Annotated in this window: 19 protein-coding genes; 2 read left to right on the forward strand and 17 right to left on the reverse strand. The window is 38.1% G+C overall.

What is annotated here, in order from left to right:
• Positions 1-15: 15 nt before the first annotated feature.
• Entirely contained in the window at positions 16-1,413 is a 1,398-nt protein-coding gene (locus TR08_RS10940) for a NapC/NirT family cytochrome c (RefSeq protein ID WP_045518216.1), read from the reverse strand.
• 518 nt (positions 1,414-1,931) lie between these two features.
• Between TR08_RS10940 and secA the strand changes: the two genes are divergently transcribed.
• A complete protein-coding gene (gene secA / locus TR08_RS10945; protein WP_045518218.1) occupies positions 1,932-4,445 on the forward strand; it encodes a preprotein translocase subunit SecA in 2,514 nt (837 codons plus the stop codon).
• Between the two features lie 226 nt (positions 4,446-4,671).
• On the opposite strand, the gene TR08_RS30255 is transcribed toward secA, so the two are convergent.
• From TR08_RS30255 to TR08_RS10990, 9 genes are all read right to left on the reverse strand, one after another.
• Complete coding sequence (locus TR08_RS30255) at positions 4,672-6,633, reverse strand: SEC-C metal-binding domain-containing protein (protein ID WP_052427416.1); 1,962 nt, start codon at positions 6,631-6,633, stop codon at positions 4,672-4,674.
• Positions 6,634-7,159: 526 nt separating this feature from the next.
• Entirely contained in the window at positions 7,160-7,480 is a 321-nt protein-coding gene (locus TR08_RS10955; protein ID WP_045518220.1) for a cbb3-type cytochrome c oxidase subunit I, read from the reverse strand.
• A 190-nt stretch (positions 7,481-7,670) separates the two neighbouring features.
• Entirely contained in the window at positions 7,671-8,219 is a 549-nt protein-coding gene (gene hpf / locus TR08_RS10960) for a ribosome hibernation-promoting factor, HPF/YfiA family (protein ID WP_045518222.1), read from the reverse strand.
• Positions 8,220-8,474: 255 nt separating this feature from the next.
• Positions 8,475-9,191: a ComF family protein gene (locus TR08_RS10965; protein ID WP_045518224.1), complete on the reverse strand. Its 717-nt coding sequence runs from the start codon at positions 9,189-9,191 to the stop codon at positions 8,475-8,477.
• A complete protein-coding gene (locus tag TR08_RS10970; protein ID WP_045518226.1) occupies positions 9,188-10,675 on the reverse strand; it encodes a DEAD/DEAH box helicase in 1,488 nt (495 codons plus the stop codon). Before TR08_RS10970 ends, TR08_RS10965 begins: the two co-directional genes overlap by 4 nt.
• Positions 10,660-11,640: a nuclease-related domain-containing protein gene (locus tag TR08_RS10975; RefSeq protein ID WP_152597391.1), complete on the reverse strand. Its 981-nt coding sequence runs from the start codon at positions 11,638-11,640 to the stop codon at positions 10,660-10,662. Before TR08_RS10975 ends, TR08_RS10970 begins: the two co-directional genes overlap by 16 nt.
• Before the next feature lie 290 nt (positions 11,641-11,930).
• Positions 11,931-12,770: a DegV family protein gene (locus TR08_RS10980; RefSeq protein WP_045518229.1), complete on the reverse strand. Its 840-nt coding sequence runs from the start codon at positions 12,768-12,770 to the stop codon at positions 11,931-11,933.
• Positions 12,771-13,001: 231 nt separating this feature from the next.
• Complete coding sequence (locus TR08_RS10985; protein ID WP_045518230.1) at positions 13,002-13,685, reverse strand: response regulator; 684 nt, start codon at positions 13,683-13,685, stop codon at positions 13,002-13,004.
• Positions 13,686-13,725: 40 nt separating this feature from the next.
• Positions 13,726-14,871: a sensor histidine kinase gene (locus tag TR08_RS10990; protein ID WP_045518233.1), complete on the reverse strand. Its 1,146-nt coding sequence runs from the start codon at positions 14,869-14,871 to the stop codon at positions 13,726-13,728.
• A 261-nt stretch (positions 14,872-15,132) separates the two neighbouring features.
• Here TR08_RS10990 and TR08_RS10995 point away from each other — a divergent pair, with 261 nt between their 5' ends.
• Entirely contained in the window at positions 15,133-15,768 is a 636-nt protein-coding gene (locus tag TR08_RS10995) for a YigZ family protein (protein WP_045518235.1), read from the forward strand.
• Between the two features lie 57 nt (positions 15,769-15,825).
• Here TR08_RS10995 and TR08_RS11000 read toward each other — a convergent pair whose 3' ends face one another.
• From TR08_RS11000 to TR08_RS11030, 7 genes are all read right to left on the reverse strand, one after another.
• Positions 15,826-16,890, reverse strand: coding sequence for an MraY family glycosyltransferase (locus tag TR08_RS11000; protein WP_045518237.1), 1,065 nt, complete (start codon positions 16,888-16,890; stop codon positions 15,826-15,828).
• Positions 16,891-17,061: 171 nt separating this feature from the next.
• The gene (locus TR08_RS11005) at positions 17,062-18,135 is read right to left on the reverse strand and encodes an MraY family glycosyltransferase (protein ID WP_045518238.1); all 1,074 of its coding nucleotides are present in this window, start codon (positions 18,133-18,135) and stop codon (positions 17,062-17,064) included.
• A gap of 391 nt (positions 18,136-18,526) precedes the next feature.
• The gene (gene rfbD, locus TR08_RS11010) at positions 18,527-19,372 is read right to left on the reverse strand and encodes a dTDP-4-dehydrorhamnose reductase (RefSeq protein ID WP_045518239.1); all 846 of its coding nucleotides are present in this window, start codon (positions 19,370-19,372) and stop codon (positions 18,527-18,529) included.
• Positions 19,372-20,394 (reverse strand): dTDP-glucose 4,6-dehydratase, encoded by a 1,023-nt coding sequence (rfbB, locus tag TR08_RS11015; protein ID WP_045518240.1) that lies wholly within the window; start codon positions 20,392-20,394, stop codon positions 19,372-19,374. The genes rfbD and rfbB overlap by 1 nt, the downstream gene beginning before the upstream one ends.
• Positions 20,395-20,408: 14 nt before the next feature.
• Positions 20,409-20,969 carry a dTDP-4-dehydrorhamnose 3,5-epimerase gene (gene rfbC, locus TR08_RS11020; protein ID WP_045518241.1) on the reverse strand — a complete coding sequence of 187 codons (561 nt, stop codon included), beginning with the start codon at positions 20,967-20,969 and terminating at the stop codon, positions 20,409-20,411.
• Positions 20,970-20,979: 10 nt separating this feature from the next.
• A complete protein-coding gene (rfbA, locus tag TR08_RS11025; RefSeq protein WP_045518242.1) occupies positions 20,980-21,855 on the reverse strand; it encodes a glucose-1-phosphate thymidylyltransferase RfbA in 876 nt (291 codons plus the stop codon).
• A gap of 113 nt (positions 21,856-21,968) precedes the next feature.
• Positions 21,969-22,676, reverse strand: coding sequence for a glycosyltransferase family 2 protein (locus tag TR08_RS11030; protein ID WP_045518243.1), 708 nt, complete (start codon positions 22,674-22,676; stop codon positions 21,969-21,971).

Consider the following 22,676-nt stretch of genomic DNA (forward strand, 5'->3'; position numbering starts at 1 on the left):
CTAAACAACTAATCTTTATTTCTTCACATCATCTTTAAAGCCAGTTCTGTGACAGTATTGGCAATATACATCTGTTGGTGCCTTAACATCTGTTGAATCTGCTTTTGGCTCTTCACGATCGTGACAGACAAAGCATTCTGCTTTCATTTCAGGAGTTTGTGCTTTATCTGCGTGTGCAGTTAGCCAAACATCACTTTCCACGTGGCTTTCAGGACGTTCACCGTGACAAGCACTACAGAATTTATTGATACGAGATTGTTCTCTAACAACGTTAATATTTGCTGTGTACTTATGATCTTTGTTTTCTTCCTCAACCTCAGCCATTTTAAGCATAGACATTAGGTCTTCCTTAGGAATATCTCTAATCCACTTTGAATCCTGGTGACAGTCTACACATGTGTCTAGCTCTTGAAGAGCCGTACCGCCGTGATTTCCATTCCAGTTTTCAACCCGGTGATTTTCTGGAACTTTAACTCTTTGATGGCAGGTTTCACATGCCATAGAAAGTTTTACATCTTTTTGTTGTTTTCCAACTGCTTCTAAAATAATTGCTTGTGTTTTTTTGTCATGTGCTGCAACTGCTTCTGCTGCTTCTTCCTCTGTTGCTGCATCATGTTTTACTTCACTAGTAGTGCTCTTAGCTTCTTCTTTCGCTGCTTCTTCTAAATGTTCTGGATTTGGCGGAACTAGATAAGCAACATCTTTCCAAGGCTTTTCACCGTTGTTCACTTTATCGTGACAGTCGATACATGTTCCCATGTTTGGCGCTAAATATTTTTGTTCCATCATTTGTTGAGCAACATCATCTGTCCAATGACCACGAACTTCTTCGGTGTTGATACCTCGGGCAGCGATTTTCGCGTGCGCTACCCCAGAGTGACAGCTGATACAAGGAACACCTTCTTCGATGTGGCCTTTGTGGTTAACAATTAAGTCTTTTGATGCAGTAACTAAACGGTTCTTGGAGTGACACTGTAAACAGTTTTCGTCTGAAACCGCTTCATGCTCAGTTTGAACAATTTGTTCTGGTATTCCCATGACGTGGTGATAAACTTCTTTTAATGAAATGACTTTGTGGTTAATCATGTTAACAAAGCCAGGTTTGATATGGCACTGAACACAGGTGATTTCACTGTGGGCGCTTGCTGTAAATGTTGTAACCTCAGGCGCCATCTCATGACAGCTGGAACAGAATGATGGCGAGTTCGTAAAGGAAAGAACTCCATATCCGCCTCCAAAAATGACAATAGACCCGATTAGGGCAACAAATAATGCTTTCCATCTAGTAACTGGATCCTTCCAGTCTATGTTTCTGACTTTATGCCAGAGTCTTCGTAATAGCCCAGGCTTCTTTTTATTCTCTCTAGTTTCAGGATCTATATCTCTATTCTTTTTCTTCCCCCAAAAGGCCACTAGACTCACCCTTCCCATTTTTTAATTTTTATCTCTCTATATTTTCTAAGTTAACCTCTCTAATGGTAGTATCTAACATTGCAAAAGTATTTTCCAATGTACAATTTGTGAATATTTTTTCATAACATTACCGTGGGACCTTCTTCCTAAAAACAACATGAAAACGTTGATAATTTAATATTTAGTTAACAATCTAAACAAGTTGGAAACCTACATCGAAGTTAATATTTATACAAAAATAAATATATTTATTCACTTTAGATACACATCTTTCATGAAACTCGAATTATTGTTTCATACAAAAATTTGACAATTTTGAAATAGGTGATTTATGTGAACTTGTAAACATCGAAGATTCATTTTTTGTAAATGTGGCTATAACGGTAACAATGTTGTCACTACATAATGGAAGTGGTAAGATAAAAAGGAAAATTATCGATTTTTCAAATAAGGTATTTTTCATTTAAAAATGAATTTCTTTAGTAGGATAATTTAGATATAAAGGAGCGTTTCATCATATGATGGGGATTTTAAATAAAGTGTTCGACCTTAATAAACGCGAGCTAAAACGGCTGGACAAAATGGCAAATCAAATTGATGCACTAGCTGCAGAAACGGAAAAATTAAGTGATGATCAGCTCTGCGAGAAAACAGAAGAATTTAAACTTCGTTATCAAAAAGGTGAAACACTTGAGGATCTACTTGTGGAATCCTTTGCGGTAGTTCGTGAAGGTGCCCGCCGTGTGCTTGGCTTGTACCCATACCATGTTCAGTTAATGGGGGGGATTTCTCTCCACGAAGGAAACATTTCTGAGATGAAGACTGGGGAAGGTAAAACATTAACCGCAACAATGCCGGTTTATTTGAATGCCATCTCAGGAAAAGGTGTTCACGTTATTACAGTCAACGAATACTTGGCCAGCCGTGACGCGAATGAAATGGGACAATTATACCAATTTCTTGGACTAACTGTTGGTTTAAATCTAAATAGTATGTCAAAGGAAGAAAAACAGGAATCCTATGGTTGTGATATAACATACGGTACAAACAATGAGTTTGGTTTTGATTATTTGCGGGATAACATGGTCCTTTATAAGGAACAAAAAGTACAGCGTCCGCTGTTTTATGCGGTTATTGACGAGGTTGACTCGATCTTAATTGATGAAGCGCGTACGCCATTGATTATCTCAGGCTCTGCTCAAAAATCAGCTGTTCTTTATATTCAAGCAAACGCGTTTGTGCGAACACTGACAAGAGATCAAGATTTTACCTATGATGAAAAAACAAAAGGCGTCATGCTGACAGAGGAAGGAATCAGTAAAGCAGAGCGTGCTTTTGGAATAGAAAATCTTTTTGATATTTCACATGTTACATTAAACCACCATATTAATCAGGCTTTGAAGGCAAATGTGAGCATGCACCTAGATGTTGATTATGTTGTTCAAGATGGCGAAATCATCATCGTTGACCAGTTTACCGGTCGTTTAATGAAGGGGCGCCGTTATAGTGAAGGTTTGCATCAAGCGATTGAAGCAAAAGAAGGTTTGGAAGTTCAAAACGAAAGCATGACCATGGCGACGATCACCTTCCAAAACTACTTCCGTATGTATGAAAAGCTAGCTGGTATGACAGGTACAGCGAAAACGGAAGAAGAAGAATTCCGTAACATCTATAATATGAACGTAATCGTGATTCCTACTAATCGACCAATTGCGCGTGATGACCGCCCAGATTTAATTTATGCTTCCATGGACGGAAAGTTCCGTGCTGTTGTCGAGGATATTGCAGAGCGCAATACAAAGGGACAGCCTGTTCTTGTCGGTACAGTAGCAATTGAAACATCTGAGCTCATTTCTAAGTATTTGCTAAAAAAAGGAATTAAACATAATGTCTTGAACGCGAAAAACCATGAACGCGAAGCTGAAATTATTGCGGAAGCAGGTCATAAAGGCTCTGTTACAATCGCAACCAACATGGCCGGACGTGGTACAGATATCAAGCTTGGTGAAGGTGTTGTCGATTTAGGTGGTCTCGCCGTTATCGGTACAGAGCGTCATGAAAGCCGACGAATTGATAACCAGCTTCGCGGACGTTCTGGACGTCAAGGAGACCCTGGGGTAACCCAGTTCTACTTATCAATGGAAGATGAGCTAATGCGCCGTTTCGGTTCTGACAACATGAAAGCCATGATGGAACGACTTGGGATGGATGATACTCAGCCAATTCAAAGTAAAATGGTTTCAAGAGCCGTGGAATCTGCACAAAAACGTGTAGAGGGCAATAACTTTGATGCCCGTAAACAGCTTTTACAATATGATGATGTTCTACGTCAACAACGTGAGATCATTTATACGCAACGTGATGAAGTGTTAGAATCCGAAAACTTACGTGAAATCGTAGAAAAAATGATTCTTTCTACCATCCAACGAAATGTTGAAGCACATGCGAATAAGCATGAGGATGAAGAAGAATGGAACCTGCAGGGAATTATCGATTTCGTTAATGCAAACCTACTTCATGAAGGTGACATTACTGTCGAGCAATTACGTGGTAAAGATCCTAAGGAAATGAGCGAAGCTATTTTTGCAAAAGTGAAGGAACGTTACAACGAAAAGGAACAAATCCTTTCTCCAGAGCAAATGCGCGAATTTGAAAAGGTAGTTACTCTACGAGCGGTTGATAGTAAATGGATTGACCACATTGACGCGATGGACCAGCTTCGCCAAGGTATCCACCTTCGGGCTTATGGACAAATTGACCCTCTTCGTGAATACCAGCATGAAGGCTTCGCGATGTTTGAGGCGATGATCCTCTCCATTGAAGAAGAAGCTTCTATGTATATCATGAAGGCAGAGATCCGTAACAACCTTGAGCGCCAAGAAGTGGCAAAAGGTCAGGCTGTCAATCCGAAAGAAGACGGAGAAGCGGTTAAGAAGAAACCAAAAGTAAACCAAATGGACATAGGTCGAAATGATCCATGCTATTGTGGCAGCGGGAAGAAATATAAAAACTGCCATGGCGCAGGGAAATAAAATGTTAGAGGGCCGGCGAATTGCCGACCCTCTTTTTGTTTACTTTTCTAATAGAACTAACTCTGATTCCCTTCAATGGCGAATATGCTGGGTAGTGGTAATCAAAGACGTGAAATAAAATAATTAGAGGACCGGTAAATTACCTACCAGTGCTCAAAACTCTTCCCCACTTCTGTTTTCGGTCACAATAAGCCTCAAAAAAATCGAGAGGATTCCCCTCTCGATTTTACTGTTTCTGTAGCCACTCCTGCAGTCCCTTTATCTTTTTCCATAAGTGAAGATGTTCGTCTGCATAGATGATTGCTTCGTTTTCATTTCCCCATCCGTATTGGTCAGGAAGATGTTTAGGCAGGCGTTTTTTACCTGTTAGGTATGGAATCACATGTGGATTTTGCTTCTTGGCAACCTTCAACATCCTAGCTGCTTTAGCACTGAATCCTTTTTTTAATAATTCGACAAAAAGCATGTTGTAAAGTCCATGTGCGGTTTCCTCTTCAAATTGTTTCAACAGTTTTTCAGCTTTAGACAATTCTCCTTTGCTCAAATAAGCTGCAATTAACATATAACGTCCACCAAGGTTATCATTTGGATTTAGCACAAGGATTTCTTCATATTGCTGTATGGCATCATTCATTTTCCCTAGTTGATAGAGGGCGTCAGCATATTGAGCTTTAGCACGCATATAAGGTCTAGTTTCTAGCAGACCCCAAAAATGGCCTTTATTTTCTACGAAGAATGATTTACCTAATTCCTTTTCTCCAATCCTCATTGCTTTTTCAGAAAGCATTAATGCTTCTTGCAGGCCTGTTGCATTTTCAGTAAGAATAACATAAGCATCAACACTGTCAGGATTTAATTTTATGGCTTCTTGCGCTAGTTTATAGCGCTTAGGTCCTTGAACTTCCATTGCTTCATATATCAATTGCTGAGCACGGTCTTTATTCGTTTTTGGTGCATTTTTAGGAACTGGGTTCATTAGCTTCTTATTCAAGAATTCATTTATTTCGTCGATTGTTTCAAAATTTTGCCCTTGAATCTCTGCCAATGCTTCCTGCATGATTTGTTCTGTAAGCATCGGTCCCTGGTTTAGGTTAAAAGGAAGAGCATGGATTTGGTTATCTATTTCATCTGCTTCTTCATATGAAATCTCAATAATCTTATTTATCTCTTCCTCTAATTCGTCATCCATTTCTCTATAGGTGGAAGAAAGGGATCCTACCGGTACACTATACAACTTGGCAATTTCCTTTTGAGTAAGCTCTGAAGCCATGTTGTTGAATGTTGAAAGTAAATAATGAAGTGAAGCTGCATAAAGGTTTGGTTTTTTTATCCTCTTTTGCTTTTTCTCGCAAAATTGAAACCAAAGAATTATGCCTAAATCGACGATCGACGGGATTTCACCGAGTGATTCCAAGTTTTTCTTTAGTAACTCTGCTACTTCCTTATAAATAGGGGATTGCCACTCCATGCTATCAGCATCAACCAATCCTCCAACCATAGTAAGATCCTTCATTATCTCCATGAAAAAGTCAGTAAAAAACTCCTGTGGCGAGTGATATCCAGCCGTTTCACTTTTTTGCTTTATATAATCTATCGCTTGATAATTTGGTAATTCCGGCAAATCAAACGGCGCTGGGAAAAAGACGTGTTTTTCGCTAAAAGGAAGAAGGAAGCCAATAAAAAATGACCCTTTTTCAAACGACCTTTGTGTATTTGTTACTATTGCCTCAAATTGTTCGGAGGAAAAACCATCTACTACTGTAAGTAGATTGTTGTCAATGTTGGTAATCTCACCTGCAATTGTTCTTGCGTCTGTCCAAGATAGCAGGATCTGTTTCAATTTTGGCCGTTTAATTTTCCCAACCTCTGAAGATATGAATTTTTCAAGAATGGTTTCCCCATCATCTAATATACAAAACAGGGAAAACCAGATAGAATACACAAATTCATAAAACTGGCGCTCTTCTTCATCTTCTATAGAAAAGTACCTTTCATACTCATCAAATGCCTTATATACATCATCTTCATAATGGTCAAGTGCAAAGTGAAGCAGTTTCTTTTGTAAATCGTCAATCTCACTTTCAATCAAATGAGTAATCGACACTGCTTCCTTAGCACCACAGCATTTCTTATACTTTTTCCCGCTCCCACATGGACAAGGTTCATTCCGACCAATCGCTTCAGTCATCGGCTCTCGCCCTCTCTTTCTATGTATCAAATTATCATTAATTAAATAGTACCATTTTTGACAGAATAATATGGAATATACTTTAAATCTTTCATATCTAAGTTTTTTATTAGAATTATCTGAAAGTTAAAATTAATATAAAGGAAATACTCTATTTTAAGGAGGTTGAGGGTTGAAGAAAGTTTCTTTACTTCTTATTATTCTTGTCATTATATTAGGTTGATTTCCTCAACAACGGTCGCTTCTTCTTCGAAAGTTGACTCTTCATGGTTACCTCTTTTTCTGAGACCTCTCTTCGACCTTTTCCATTTTATCTGCAAATTTAGCTTCATTCTCTTACACTCTATATTTGTTTTTTTAAATAGTAAATAATTTACCAAATAAAAATGCGCACAAGATTTTTATCAAAAAATCTCATGCGCATTTTATAGACCTAACAAAGTTTAGACCGACACATTTTTATCAGAATTGTATTTTGAATCTTTCCCAACATATTTAAATACATTCACCATAAATAAAATGACTCCTACCACACAACGGCTAATGAACCAATAATGGTTGGTGGAAGAGCAGCAGAAACACCTAATACTTGAAGGGCAATCCCGCCTAACATCACTGGCACCCCAATATTGTGTAACCAGAATTGAGTTTTAGCTAATTTTGAGTTTGCTGCATTTGGATAAAAATGATAAATAAGTCCAAACAATGCCATGGATACCCAGCCAAGTAAATTAACATGAGCGTGAACGGATGTAAAACGGAAATCATGAATTATCCCCATAGTTAGTCCCGCCAGAACCCCAATTGCAAAATAAACACTTGCTACTTTTAAATACGCTTTCCCCACTTTATTCCTACCCCCATTCATTAAAATATGCAACTATTATACTATATTACAATTAAATCCCAATATTACCATTATATAAATAGTGTTTTTTGTAAAGTCTTTGTTAAATCTGTAATTATATAGAAAATTTAAATATTGTAGATTAAAAAAAACGCAGCCCCGATTGCTCGGAACTGCGTTACATTTCTTATTAATGTGTTTCAATTAAACCATAACGACCATCTTTACGCTTATAAACAACGTTTGTACGGTTTGTTTCTGAATTGTTGAACACATAGAAGCTGTGTCCTAATAGATTCATTTGAAGAATAGCTTCTTCACTGTCCATTGGCTTAAGATCAAAACGCTTTGTACGAACAAGTTCTAAGTCATCTTCATCTTGCTCCTGAACTTCAGTGTTTTCAGAAGTTGCAAACGTAATCGGTAAAACACCCTTTTCACGGAATTTACGATTAACTTTTGTTTTATGCTTGCGGATTTGACGCTCAAGCTTGTCTGAGATTAAGTCAATTCCAGCATACATATCAATATTCGTTTCTTCTGCACGAAGGACTAAATTTGGCAGTGGAATGGTAACCTCTACTTTTGAACTTTTATCTTGATTGAATCTTAAATTCACATTTACCTTTGCTTCAGGTGCTTCTGTGAAATACCTTTCCAATTTAGAAATTTTCTTTTCAACGTAATCTCTAATTGCTGGAGTTACCTCAATGTTTTCACCACGAACGTTATAATTCATTTGTGGACTCCTCCTTTATATTCCTATGTATTACATTTCTATTTTACCCTTTGATTATCCTGCTAAATCAGAATAAAAATTTTGTCGAAATTTTGACAAAAACAAAGGGGAAATAGTGACAACCATTCTAATACTCATGAATTTCTTTTTTTAAGTTTCCTACACCTTTAGTCTATTCTGATTAGTGACATATTACCACTTTTATGTCTTAGGAATAAAGTACTGAGATGAAATAGTAAGTACGAGACAGACTGTTCATCGTGCGAGCGTTAAGGATTGAACCCTTTCCGCTCCTGATTCTTTTAATAGCTTTGCAGCATGCCTAAGCGTAGAACCAGTGGTATAAATGTCATCGAGTAGCAGAATGTTTTTTCCGATGATTTCAATTTGATGGTCGACTTGAAAAACCTGAGGAATATGAATTCGTTCTAATCGTGATTTTTTTGATTGTTTTTCCGAGTGTATCCTGGTTAAAGGTATTGTGGGGGTTAATCCTGATTCAATTAACACGGCTTCAGCTTGATTAAAACCTCGCTCATATAGTCGCTCATTACTTAATGGGATGGGTACAAGTAAATCTGGAGTTGTCTTCCACAGGAATTCCTTAATACTTTGTACAAATATTTTCGCCAATACATAATCACCACGGTATTTAAATTTAGCCATCACTTCCTTAAAAAAATCATTGTATATAAATATCGAGTGATTGGAGTCGAGATAGCCCTTCCATTCGGGATCCTTCTCCCAACGTTCGCAGTCATGACACAAATCGCCGTGACGAAACCTTTCATCCAAAAATTGAAACAATCGGCTGCAGATCCTACATTTTTCTCCCTGAATCTTTTCAAACTTCCCCTCACATGTTGGACATATGATCAATTCTTTTTCTTCTGAAAAAATAGCTCTCCACCCCATTAAAGGCTGGATTATTTCATGGCATATCAGACATTGTGCTTGGTGGAATAAATTCATTCGTCAATTAACCCCTTTCTAACTCCTTCTTGATTCATACCAATGATTTGTTTTCGTGCCTTTAGCATTGCCTCCGTTTTACCGTAATGAAAAAATGTTACTATTCCACGAGGAAAATCCTTGCTCCTTCCTGCCCTTCCTGCAATTTGAACAAGTGCACATTCGGTGAAAATGTCATCTTCTGCACCGATAACTGCGACGTCAATGTTGGGAAATGTAACACCTCGTTCTAAAATCGTTGTCGTTAGTAATAGAGGAATGTCTTTGTTTCGCATTTTTTGAACCTTTTCTTTGCGATCTGGATCCTCGGCGTGGACAGCCTCAATATCGGGGGCTAATTTTCGAAGGCCGGGGAGAGCTTTTTCCATTAAACGGATGTGCGGGAAAAACAACAACGCTTGCTTATTATTCTCAAGTCGTGCTTTTATCCAGTTGAGGATATTTGCTGGAAGCTTGTCTTTTTTCAATTCCTTTTGCCAATTGCCACACCAATTGAAGTGAGGTACGGGAAGTGGATAACGGTGGAATCTGGCTGGGATGGTGGTAAAGGCTCTTTTTCCTGTACGGCACTCTCTTTGCCATTTTTCATTTGGTGTCGCCGTTAGGTATATCATGGCTGATTCTGGTTTTCTCGCCTGCGCAGCAGCATATTGGAGTGATTCCTCTACTGTATAGGGAAAGGCATCAACCTCATCTAAAATAACAGTATCGAAGGCTTGGTAAAAACGGAGCAGCTGATGTGTAGTCGCAATCGTAAGCGGTGCATAAAGATGGCGGTCCTCACTCCCACCGTAAAGGGAAGCAACATTGATTTCTGGAAATGCTGCTTTCAGTCTTGGGGTAAGCTCAAGGACTACATCAGTTCGTGGTGTGGCGATACAAACTCTTTTTTTCGCGACAAGGGCTGATTCAATTCCAGCAAAAAGAACTTCCGTTTTCCCCGCTCCACAAACTGCCCAAACTAGTAGCTCCTTCATGTTATTTACTGTCTCTACTACTCTATTCGAAGCTGATTGCTGACCAAGCGATAACTGTCCTTTCCACTCAAGGATTCTATTAGGCAAATGGTGCTCGGGAGTGGGTCCATTCCAGCCAATTAATGGAGTACATGCACTGATTCTCCCCATCATCAAGCATTTACGGCAATAAAGACATATTTCTCCGCACCTAGAGCATGGAAACTGACCAAACCAATTCTCTGTCTTGTTACCACAACGAGAACAAACAGGTTTATTTCTGCTGTATTCAATGCCTTTTCGGTAGGTAATATATCCATTTTCATAATGGGTTTGGATTTCATCGAGAGGAAATGGAAGGTCATCAAGCAAAAGCTGTTTGCCGGAAAGGAGTAGCTGGAGGTCAGGGTTATAGGGGAAATTAGGGTTTAATGATGGCTGTGGAATGGTTTGGATTTGTGAGATTGGCAGTGCGTATTCTTTATTTTTTTCAGGAATCAATATATTGTCCTTTAGGAGAAAGCGCACGGAGACAAACTCCTCTCGATTGGTTGATGGTAAATTCGACTTTTCGTTTTACCTGTACTTTCTAATTTTAATTTTTTCAGGATTTTTTGTGCTATATCGTTTGAAGGGAGATGAAGGAATACTTTCAATTCATTATTGGTTATACTCGGCTTCAATAGGTGGAAGTAATCGTTTATAGCTTCCAAATGGGCATCTTTTGAGGAGAATTGGCATGTGGGACAGAACCAAGTCCCTTTTATGTAAGTCATAGGTATGGTTGAACATTTTGTACAGCAGACTCCAGTTACAATATCCGTCGGTGCAATTTTGTATTGACCTAGGATGTTTATCTTTTTAGGTTGATGATTACGAAGAAGTATGTCTGTCATTTTATTAATCTCAGTAAGGCTTATTTTTTCCTCCTGGTATATAGCTTCACAGGTCTCTATTTTTTCAAAAATTTCTCTTGCTTTACATACTCTGGTTAAATCCGATTCAATTTCAGGGCACGCTTTTAACTTGGTTTTGACATTGCTGAAAAAAACAAGGTAATCGATGGGTAAATCTTTAAACCCAAGACTTCGAAAGAAACTTTTTAAAAGAGCTTGATTTCTTTTAGCCTGTATTCGAGGATCTTCAAAGGCTTCATTATCTTCTAAACGAATGAGCTGCTGAAATGTATTATCAAAGGTTATAGTACCGGAAATATTTTTTGCTTCAATGATGAGTATATACTTTGTGGAAATCAGGAGGGTATCAATTTGGAAGTGGACACCATAGACTTTAAGTTGGAGGTCATGAAATATGTAATATTGATTGGCAGGCAGTTCTTTTAGGTACTTATCTAATGTTATTTCTCCCCAATAACCAGCCCATCTTTTGGCTAAGTCCTTTTCAACATCGGGACGTTTAAAGAAACCAATTAGTAAGCGCCTTAGTAAAATCTCAGTTAAAACCAGGCGCAGTGGCTTTGTTAATTCTTTCATTATCAAAGCTATATCACTCCTTTAGTATTTTTTAAACATTTTCTACAGGGAGTGACAAAATTCCTGCTAAATGTCGAATGATTCTTTTTTGCTAAAAAATATGGAGATATCTAATCCCGCGGGTTTTGAGGATAATCCCGCCAACTTTTGAATTAATCCCGCGAGTTTCAGGGATAATCCCGCCAACTTTTGGCGTATTCCCGCCGGATTCAACAATAATTCCGCCCGGCGGACTTTTTTCTAACCAACTCCATCAAAAAACCAGGCAACAGCCTGGCATTGCACACACTCTATTTTTTCATCCAGCCAAGGCCCATTGCACCTTCTCCTAAATGAGTTCCAATAACAGGACCAAAGTAGCTTATGGTGAATTCTACGTTTGGATACAAGGTTTCGAGCTCAGACTTCCAATCCAGTGCTTCTTCTTCGCGGTTAGCATGGATGATGGCGGCTTGATAGTTCTCGCCGCTGGCAGCGTCTTCACCTAGCAGGTCGACCATCCGTTTCATTGCTTTTTTTCGAGTGCGAATTTTCTCAAATGGGACGATGACCCTTTCTTCAAAGTGAAGAAGTGGTTTTACTTGAAGCAAGCTGCCAATAATCGCTTGGGCACTTGATAGACGTCCGCCACGCTGGAGATGTGACAAGTCGTCCACCATAAAATAGGCGCGTGCTGTTTTTTTCAATTCCTCAAGACGAGACATGATTTTATCAGCTTCTTCGCCATTTTTAGCCATTTTCGCAGCTTTAATGGCATATAACCCTTGTGGCATACAGCTGAATTCCGAATCAAATGGGTAGACCTTAATATTGTCTACCATGGTACTAGCCGTCACAGCTCCAGCAAATGTACCGCTGATTCCACTTGAGAGGTGGATACTGATGACAGCATCATAGTCTTTAGACAATCGTTCAAACAACTCTACAAATTGACCGATTGGAGGCTGTGAGGTGGTTGGAAGTTCTTTCTCTTTCACTTGTTGATAAAATTGTCCTGCTGTAATATCAACTTCTTCCTGATATGCCTCGTTACCGAAGATGACATTTAACGGGATCATTTGTATATTCCATTTATCGCGTATTTCTTTCGGTATGTAAGCTGTACTATCCGTAACAACGGCCGTTTTCATATTGAAACCATCCTTAAATATATGTTTTGTTCTATTTTAAATGAAAAAGAATGAAAATGCATTTTATTTAATAAAAGGCAGTGTTAAACTTGTCTGTTGATTTGTGCTCCAGGCGCTTCGCTTTCCGCACAAATCAACAGAGTTACAAAATCAATAATACCCTTTAACACAGTCTAATAAAATGCAAAAGGCACGCTCATCTAGAGCATGCCCTTCCCATAAAACGTAAACTTAACGAACTTCAACCCAGCCGTTTTTAATCGCCACAACAACTGCTTGTGTACGGTCGTTAACGTTCATTTTTTGTAAAATGTTACTCACATGATTTTTAACCGTTTTTTCACTGATAAATAAAGCTTCCCCGATTCCACGGTTACTTTTACCATCAGCCAGCATTTGCAGTACTTCGCATTCACGGCGTGTTAACAGATGAAGCGGACGACGAAGTTCAAGCGTTTGAACAAATGCACCGCCGCCAGTACGTCCAGCTGTCAGTTTGCGATATTCATTTACTAAGTTATGGGTTACCTTTGGATGTAAGTAGCAGCCACCGTCAGCCACTACCCGAACTGCCTCAATTAGTGCGTCTGCATCCATTTCCTTTAGCAAATATCCTCTTGCACCGGTTTGGAGTGCATGCGTCACATAGTTTTCATCATCATGGATGGATAAGATGATAATTTTGGTGTCTGGAAACTTTTCTGATAGCTCACGTGTAGCCTCAATCCCATTCATTTGAGGCATATTAATATCCATGATCACTACATCTGGATTATAGGCATTTACAATGGTTATCGCATCACTGCCGTCATCACCCTCGGCAACAACTTGGAATGCTTTTTCGAATTCTAGAATTCGTTTAACCCCTTCTCTGAATAGTTGATGGTCGTCAATAATCGCAATCTTAGTCATCATTTATTTACCCTCCTGCTCCAATGTATTACATGTTTTTAGTTTAAGACGGTAATGGGACCACAATAAAAACAGCAGTTCCTTTTCCTATTTTAGATTCAAACGTAATATTTCCTTCAAGAAGCTCTACTCGTTCTCTCATCCCAATGATTCCAAATGACTCGGGTTTTTTTTGACTAGTATCAAATCCAGAGCCATTATCCTTGATTAGAACGGTTAATTCATTTTTTGTCATTTCCAGTCTTACTTTTATTTCGCAAGCATTTGCATGCTTTAAGGCATTTTGCACGGATTCTTGAATTAAACGGAATAGACCAACTTCATACTTAGTAGGAAGCCTGCGTTCTAAACCAATGTTAATAAACTCAATTTTCGACTTGTTATGATATTCTTCGATGGTTTGTAAATATTTTCTGAGGGTAGGCACTAGGCCTAAATCATCAAGTGCCATCGGACGAAGGTCATAAATAATTCTCCGGACCTCGTAAAGTGCAGCACGGACCATTTTTTTGAAGCTGCCAATCTCTTTAAAAGCTTCCTCAGGTCCTTGCTCCCGATAAACACGATCAACCAAATCAGATCTCATAATAACATTTGCAAGCATTTGTGCTGGACCGTCGTGAATATCTCTAGATAGTCGTTTTCGCTCTTCCTCTTGGGCTTCGATTATCTTCAAGCCAAAGTCCTGTTTGGCTTTTGCATTCTGTAATTCTTCACCCATAAGTTTTAAGTCACTCATGAGATAATTCATGACCACTGAAATCTGCGAAATGAGCTGGTCTGCACGGTCAATCGTTTCGTCTAACCCCAATAGCCTGCGCTCGAGGTCAGCTCGTTTATCCAAGAGCTGTTTCTTATATTGCCAATTAATGGAGAGGTCCATTTGTAGCTGGTGCGCTTTTTCATAAGCCTCCCTGACCTCAGCTTCAGAATATGTTTTAAAATTCATACTTAGTTCTGATAAGGTTAATCTCGCCTTAAGAACCAGTTCTTCTAGGCGTTCCTCTTCAGCATTTAATTTCACCATCATTTCTTTAATGGTGCGTAGTTCAGTTGTCATATTTTCGTAGTCTTTTCGGCATTGCTCACTTATTTGAAATATATCACTTTTACTGCTCGTGACGGTTTCAATCATCTCTTCACGGATTTCATCAATCGACTTTACATTAATCTTCTGAATTTTCGCCATGCTCTCCTCCGGAGACCTTTTTTCTAGTTTAACGCGAATTGTAATATTTTACTATCTGTGAGCGTTAAACCAAAAAATTTCCCAACTGTATAGTGCATAAGTAGTATAATGTTTGGTAGCTAAACTACTATTTTAAGAAAATTGATTTACATTATTTGAACAATATTTATTATAACATGGGAAAATTATTTCTATATTAAAGTTATATTACACCTATGTTTTTTTTATATCATTTGAAAAAAGTTATGGAGGGAGAAAACCATGCTATCTCGGTATTTTACTGTTAAGAAGGATGCTTACGAAAATGAAATTATCATTCAAAAGTCGCGTTTTATTGCCCATATTAAAAGAGCAGAAAATGAATTGGAAGCACAGGAATTCATCCAAACGCTAAAGAAAAAATATTGGGATGCCACCCATAATTGTTCGGCCTATCTGATAGGTGAAAATGATCAAAATCAAAAGGCCAATGATGACGGTGAACCAAGTGGGACTGCAGGCGTACCGATTCTTGAGGTGTTGAAGAAAAAGAAACTGAAAGATACTGTTGTCGTAATTACCCGCTACTTTGGAGGGGTTAAATTAGGCGCTGGCGGACTGATTCGTGCTTATGGAAAGGCGACATCAGAAGGTTTAGATAAAGCGGGTATCGTTGAGCGGAGACTAGTTCAAGTTATTCATGTAAAGATTGATTATACTTGGCTTGGAAAAGTTGAAAAGGAACTCCGGGAGTCTGAATATATCATAAAGGAAATTCATTATCTTGATACAGTTGAAGTGGAAGTATACGTGAATGAAGACCAAGTAAGTGTGTTCAATGATTGGGTAATTGAACTTACAAACGGACAAGCAGGCATCAAAAAAGGGGAAACGGATTATCTAGAAGTCTTACTTTAGAAAAAAGAGACTGACTCAAATGCCACTCACTTGTGCCATTTTGAGTCAGTCCCCTTTTTATGATCGATCCTTTGCAGCAGTAATACCAAACATACGTAATATTTTTAATAATGGATGGAAGTCATTCCCCATGAGACCAATTTTTTCAGCTATTAGCTCCATTAATAAGATAAGAGCTCCAATTAAAAGAATGGAGACACCAATTCTTGCTTGAGAATAAACAACAGCCACAAGTCCAAAGAAGGATGCCATTGCATAAATCATTAACACTGTTTGCCGGTGAGAGTAGCCTAGCCGGAGCAGACAATGGTGCAAATGAGATTTATCGGGGGCTGACAGCGGTTGATTATTAATAATCCTTCGAATGATGGCAAAGAAAGTATCGGAAATCGGAACTCCCAGTATAATGACCGGAATGATAAAAGAAATAAACGTTACATTTTTATACCCTAACAAGGAGAGAACCGAAATAATAAACCCTAAAAACAGTGCCCCGGTGTCACCCATGAAAATACTTGCAGGATGGAAGTTATAGAAAAGGAAGCCCAAGGTCCCCATTAAGACAATAGTACCGACTGCAACAACATACAGGTTCCCTTGGATAAGTGCCATTCCTGAGATTGTAACCAAGGCTATTGAGGATACACCTGCCGCAAGTCCATCTAAACCGTCAATTAAGTTGATCGCATTTGTAATCCCAACTATCCATAGAATCGTAAACGGAATACTTAAATAACCAAATTCCAGCTGGCCTCCAAATGGGAGATTAATGAAATTCACTTGCAGGTCACCTAAGAAAACGACGGTGAGGGCGGCTGCAAATTGCCCAATGAATTTGTACTTGGCTGAAAGCTCAAATAAATCATCACAAATTCCTGTAAAAACAATAATAGTACTGCCTATTAGAATGGCGATTGAAGCAGGGTTAAAAGGCTTTAAAATCATGATTCCGATGATAAAACTAATAAAAATGGCTAAACCGCCAAGCCTTGGCATGGTAGACTGATGAACCTTACGCTGATTTGGCTTGTCGGTTGCTCCTATAAAGACAGCTAACTTTTTTATTATTGGAGTAATAAGAATGGTTATGATAAAACATACTATCAAGGTAAAAAAAAGCATAGCGAACCTCCTCGATAGTATCATGTCCATAAATGTAATTTTGAAAACAGTGTATGTATGGTAAAAAACAGGAAAACTTTTTTTAAAATTTTGTTTAAAAAATATCCCATATATACAAAATCAAAAAAAGCCTAAAAACGTTGTTTTAGGCTTTACTATGAATATATGATTTTATCTATTTTTTACATTCACAGGCATGAGTCCTTTAATAAAATTCAAGAGAGGTTTATAGTCCTCACGAATGAGACCAATACTCTCAACAACTAACTCTATCGTAATTAACAGCGCTAAAATGACAGTGATTGAACCCCAAACGGTTGATTGTGAAAAAACAAACGCAGCAAGACCAAACAGAGCAGCCATAGCATAAATTAATAAGACTGTTTGACGATGAGTAAATCCTATTTTTAATAAGCAGTGATGGAGATGCGATTTATCTGGTGCCGATAAGGGCTGCTTGTTAACTAGTCGGCGAATAATCGCAAAGAACGTATCAGAAATTGGTACTCCGAGAATAATAACCGGAATAATTAATGAGATAAAAGTTACATTTTTATATCCTAGTAATGACAATACAGCAATAATATATCCTAAGAAAAGTGCTCCCGTATCACCCATAAAAATCTTAGCAGGGTGAAAGTTAAAAACTAGGAAACCTAAGGTACTGGCAGCCACAATTAACGCAATCATAGTAACATACTGGTTACCCATGATCATTGACATTCCCGCGATAGAGAATAAGGCTATTGATGACACACCGCCTGCTAAGCCATCTAAACCATCTATTAGATTAATCGCATTTGTAATTCCAATAATCCAAATCATCGTTATTGGAATACTTAAGTATCCAAAATCAATGATACCACCAAATGGAAGGTTGATAAATTCAACTTTTAGCCCCCCATAAATGACCACTACAGCCGCGGCTGCAATTTGTCCTGCTAGTTTTAGCTTCGGAGAGATTTCCTTCACATCATCAAGCATACCTGTTAAAAGGATAATAATACTTCCTATAACGATTGAATAATGAAATTCCCCATAAGGAACGCCAGCGGGTTTACTAATTAATACTCCAATCAAAAAGCTTAAAAAGATTGCTAATCCCCCTAAACGAGGCATTATACGTGAATGAACTTTTCTTTGGTTGGGTTTATCTGTTGCTCCAATCAAAAATGCTAGTTTCTTAACGAGCGGAGTGAGTAGTATTGTTGCAAAAAAACAGATTGCTAGAGTTAGATAAAACATAGTCTCCTCCAAGTTTTACATTTCTATAGTTTTATTATTATTTTAATTGTAATTTTTAACTTGCCATCATTTCCTAATGGATTATAGCATAGTCCCATATATAAATAAACTAGGACTAGAAACATAAATTGCTCCTTAATTTGTTTGAAAACGGTTCAAAACCGCATTAAAACAGGCATTTCCCAATTAAAATTTCTCTTGCCGAGTAATGTTTTCAATATCATGACAAATTAAAGTCAAATTTTATTCAACTTATTTGTTTCAATTAACCACTCATATAGACGGTTAATATTAAGATTTAGTTTCAAATCGATGTTAACTTTTTCACAAAATATTTATGTGAAAAAAAAATCCCCCTTTCTGAGTGAAAGGGAGATTGATTATATAGACATCATTCTTTTGATTCTGCTAAATAAGCTGCAAGGGCTTCTTTCCAATCACGTAATGACTTTAGTCCTTGTTTTTCAATCATTTTCTTACTTAATACTGAGTATTTAGGACGAGCAGCTGGGCGTGGGAATTGGTCACTTGTTAATGGATTTACCTTCACATTCATTTCTGCCTGCTTAAAGATTTCCACTGCAAATTCATACCATGAGCAGACACCGCTGTTCGTGGCATGATAAATTCCATATTTTTCAGTCTCCATTAGCTCAACCATGAACTGGGCTAGATCGACGGTGTAGGTTGGTGAACCAACCTGATCATGTACAACACCGACTTCTCCTCGCTCTTTACCAAGGCGAATCATGGTTTTCACAAAATTATTTCCATAAATCCCGAACACCCAAGCTGTACGAACAATAAAAAATTCATTTAGGTGCTTTTGCAATAGCTGTTCACCAGCCAACTTTGTTCGTCCATATGCACCCAGGGGTTTGGTCGGTTCATCAACCTTATAGGGCTCAGTAGCCGTACCATCAAAAACATAATCAGTGCTAATATAAAGCATTTTCGCACCAGTTAGCTTGGCTGCTTTTGCTAAATATTCCGTACCTGCAGCATTGACTTGATAGGCAGCCTCTTCATTCTCTTCAGCCGCATCCACATTCGTATAGGCTGCACAGTGAAGGATGACGTCTGGCTTCACTTCACTAATATATGCGAGAACGTCCTCTTCAATGGTAATATCCAATTGCGCTCGGTCTGCTCCAAAAGCTTGATGGTTCTTTCGGGCTAGTTCCAAAAGAACATCCTGACCCAATTGACCTGCTGCACCTGTTACAACAACCTTCATTATTCTACCTCTAATCTGTCGCCATACTGGGATTTCACATAATCCTGGTATTCACCAGAAATAATATTTTCCCACCACTCACGGTTATCTAAATACCAGTTAATCGTTTGTTCGATTCCGGTATCAAAATTATATTTTGGTGACCAGCCAAGTTCAGTACGAAGCTTCGTTGCGTCAATTGCGTAACGACGGTCATGACCAGGACGGTCCGTAACAAACTTCATAAGAGACTCTGGCTTATTCAGATGCTTTAAAATAGTTTTTACAATTTCAATGTTTGTACGTTCATTATTGCCGCCGACATTGTAAACTTCTCCATTACGTCCTTTATGAAGCACTAGATCAATCGCTTGACAATGGTCTTCAACGTGTAGCCAATCACGAATGTTTAAACCATCTCCGTAAATTGGAAGCTCCTTATCATTCAACGCATTGATAATCATCAACGGAATAAGCTTTTCAGGGAAATGGAACGGTCCATAGTTGTTGGAGCAGCGTGTAATATTGACTGGCAGACCAAATGTTTCATGGTAGGCACGAACAAGCAAGTCTGCACCAGCCTTACTTGCACTGTACGGGCTGTTTGCTGCTAATGGAGTCTCTTCCGTGAAATAACCAGTCTCACCTAACGTACCATATACTTCATCCGTTGAAACTTGTAGGTATTTTGTAACACCAAATGTTTTGGCTGCATCAAGCAACGCCAAAGTTCCTTGGATATTAGTCTGTACAAAAATCCCTGGATCTGTGATGCTGCGGTCAACATGGGATTCTGCTGCAAAATTTAATACATAATCAAACTTTTCTTCTTTAAAAAGACCATTTATGAATTCATGGTCTGCAATGTCTCCACGAACAAATTTATAGTTAGGAGCATTTTCAATGTCCTTAAGATTTTCTAGATTTCCAGCATAGGTTAACAAATCAAGGTTAACGATTTGATAATTAGGGTATTTGTTTACCATGTAACGGACAAAGTTGCTGCCAATAAAGCCAGCGCCGCCTGTAACTAATAACTTCATATTTGCAATGCCTCCTATTTCTCGTACACAAAATTTAAATGAGTTGCAGCACTTAATGTTGGATGCTTCGTATCTTTATCAGAAAGAATCGGATTCATTGTTGGCCAATCGATTCCTAATTCTGGATCATTCCAAAGAATACCGCCATCATGCTCAGGAGAGTAATATTCATCCACTTTATAAGCGACAGTGGTGTCAGGTACCAATGTGCAAAAGCCATGAGCAAAACCTTTTGGAACTAGAAGCTGACGCTTATTATGCTCACTTAAAATGACTCCCACCCACTGTCCATATGTAGGAGACCCGCTTCTAATATCTACCGCAACATCATAAATGGCCCCAGTTACACAACGAACTACCTTTGTCTGAGCTTTAGGATTTAATTGAAAATGTAAACCACGTAAAGTTCCAACCGAAGCGGAAAGGGATTGATTATCTTGTATAAAATCAAAATGTAAGCCTAGTCCTTCAAAAATATTTTTATTATAGCTTTCCATAAAGTAACCTCGATGGTCACCAAAAACCTTAGGCTCTAATATTTTCACACCAGAAAGTTTTGTTTCAATCACATTCATTCGATATACCTCATTTCAGTCCTTGAGTTGCAACTTTTACTAAATATTGACCATATTGATTTTTCATTAATGGCTCTGCTAGCTCTAATAACTTATCTTTTGTAATATAGCCCATTTTATATGCAATTTCTTCTAAGCATGCAATTTTTAATGACTGACGTTTTTCAACTGTTTCAATAAATTGGGATGCCTCTAATAAGGACTCATGAGTTCCTGTATCCAACCAAGCAAAGCCGCGGCCAAGCAATTCTACATTTAGTTCTCCCATGTCAAGGTAGGCTTTATTGATGTCTGTAATTTCAAGTTCACCCCTTGGTGAAGGCTCAATGTTTTTCGCAATCTCAATTACGCGATTATCATAAAAATACAGACCAGTTACGGCATAGTTTGACTTAGGAACTAAAGGCTTCTCTTCAATCGAAATCGCTTTACCTTCCTCATCAAATTCAACCACACCAAAACGCTCTGGGTCATTAACGTAATACCCAAAAACAGATGCTCCAGTTTCCCGTGAAGCAGCACTTCTTAATAAATCAGTTAATCCATGACCATAAAAAATATTATCACCTAGGACCAAGGCAACATTGTCATCTCCGATAAATTCTTCTCCAATTAAAAATGCTTGTGCTAACCCACCTGGATGCGGCTGAATTTTATATGAAAAATTCATTCCTAAATCGGATCCATCTCCTAGAATTTGCTCGAAACGAGAAATATCTTCTGGTGTCGAAATAATTAAAATATCCTTTATTCCAGCTAACATCAAAACAGATAGCGGATAATAAATCATTGGTTTGTCATATACAGGTAATAATTGCTTTGACACAACTTTTGTTAACGGATAAAGTCTTGTTCCACTGCCACCTGCTAAAATAATACCCTTCATTTATGTCAACTCCTCATTATTCTTTTACAAAACCTTCTTAACTTTCTTCCCCATTATAAGGAAAGTTATCTCAAAAAAACAACTAAGTACAAATATGTAACAAAAACGTAAATTTATTTACGTTTATAGCTAAGAATGGAAAAGATTGTATGCATACGCCCTTTTAATTGTGCGGATAAGCTTCGCTTATTAATTCCAGTTACGTTGCCTCCATGGCGGACATACTTCATTAACGGCTGGTCAATAAAAACTATTTTCCTCTTCTTCATCATACAAACAAGTGCAATCCATTGGTCATGCATCTCAATAAAAGGAGGAAACGGCAAAATAGCAGGTACTAATTCCTTTTTAAAAGCCATAAATGCCCCAGTAAAAGCGTTTTTTACTATATTCCCAGAAATCCCTTGATTGATTTTGTTATTGTTATATTCGTTCCATGATGGGTTAATAACCTCAAGATTCCCATCAACTACTACCGCATCATGGATAACCAAGTCTGCATTTTGTTCTTTAAACGCCCTCATTACAGTTTCAACTTTATGATCATCCCACAAATCGTCCTGGTCACATAGGAAAAGGGTATCGCCTCTTGCTAAAGAAATTGCTTTTTCAAAGCTTTTTATAGCGCCTAAATTTTGATCATTGATGAATATTTCAACACGGTTTCCATATCGGTTATTTATCACATCAACAGTAGAATCAGTAGACTTATCATCTACAATAATTACTTGGTCATTTGGATGAAGCTGCTTTAAAACACTATCAAGCTGCCTTTCAATAAACTCAACTCCGTTATAAGTTGCCAAACATACAGATATCAT

This window comes from Neobacillus niacini, from assembly GCF_000759675.1.
In the GTDB taxonomy this organism is placed as follows: domain Bacteria; phylum Bacillota; class Bacilli; order Bacillales; family Cytobacillaceae; genus Neobacillus; species Neobacillus niacini_A.

Excerpts from the sequence above, each read along its gene's own strand:
- secA (WP_045518218.1), top strand. The coding sequence starts at position 1,932 with ATGATGGGGATTTTAAATAAAGTGTTCGACCTTAATAAACGCGAGCTA.
- TR08_RS30255 (WP_052427416.1), bottom strand. The coding sequence starts at position 6,633 with ATGACTGAAGCGATTGGTCGGAATGAACCTTGTCCATGTGGGAGCGGG.
- hpf (WP_045518222.1), bottom strand. The coding sequence starts at position 8,219 with ATGAATTATAACGTTCGTGGTGAAAACATTGAGGTAACTCCAGCAATT.
- TR08_RS10965 (WP_045518224.1), bottom strand. The coding sequence starts at position 9,191 with ATGAATTTATTCCACCAAGCACAATGTCTGATATGCCATGAAATAATC.
- TR08_RS10975 (WP_152597391.1), bottom strand. The coding sequence starts at position 11,640 with ATGAAAGAATTAACAAAGCCACTGCGCCTGGTTTTAACTGAGATTTTA.
- TR08_RS10980 (WP_045518229.1), bottom strand. The coding sequence starts at position 12,770 with ATGAAAACGGCCGTTGTTACGGATAGTACAGCTTACATACCGAAAGAA.
- TR08_RS10985 (WP_045518230.1), bottom strand. The coding sequence starts at position 13,685 with ATGATGACTAAGATTGCGATTATTGACGACCATCAACTATTCAGAGAA.
- TR08_RS10990 (WP_045518233.1), bottom strand. The coding sequence starts at position 14,871 with ATGGCGAAAATTCAGAAGATTAATGTAAAGTCGATTGATGAAATCCGT.
- TR08_RS10995 (WP_045518235.1), top strand. The coding sequence starts at position 15,133 with ATGCTATCTCGGTATTTTACTGTTAAGAAGGATGCTTACGAAAATGAA.
- TR08_RS11000 (WP_045518237.1), bottom strand. The coding sequence starts at position 16,890 with ATGCTTTTTTTTACCTTGATAGTATGTTTTATCATAACCATTCTTATT.
- TR08_RS11005 (WP_045518238.1), bottom strand. The coding sequence starts at position 18,135 with ATGTTTTATCTAACTCTAGCAATCTGTTTTTTTGCAACAATACTACTC.
- rfbD (WP_045518239.1), bottom strand. The coding sequence starts at position 19,372 with ATGAAGGTTGTTGTAACAGGTGCAGCAGGTCAATTGGGTCAGGATGTT.
- rfbB (WP_045518240.1), bottom strand. The coding sequence starts at position 20,394 with ATGAAGTTATTAGTTACAGGCGGCGCTGGCTTTATTGGCAGCAACTTT.
- rfbC (WP_045518241.1), bottom strand. The coding sequence starts at position 20,969 with ATGAATGTGATTGAAACAAAACTTTCTGGTGTGAAAATATTAGAGCCT.
- rfbA (WP_045518242.1), bottom strand. The coding sequence starts at position 21,855 with ATGAAGGGTATTATTTTAGCAGGTGGCAGTGGAACAAGACTTTATCCG.
- TR08_RS11030 (WP_045518243.1), bottom strand. The coding sequence starts at position 22,676 with ATGATATCTGTATGTTTGGCAACTTATAACGGAGTTGAGTTTATTGAA.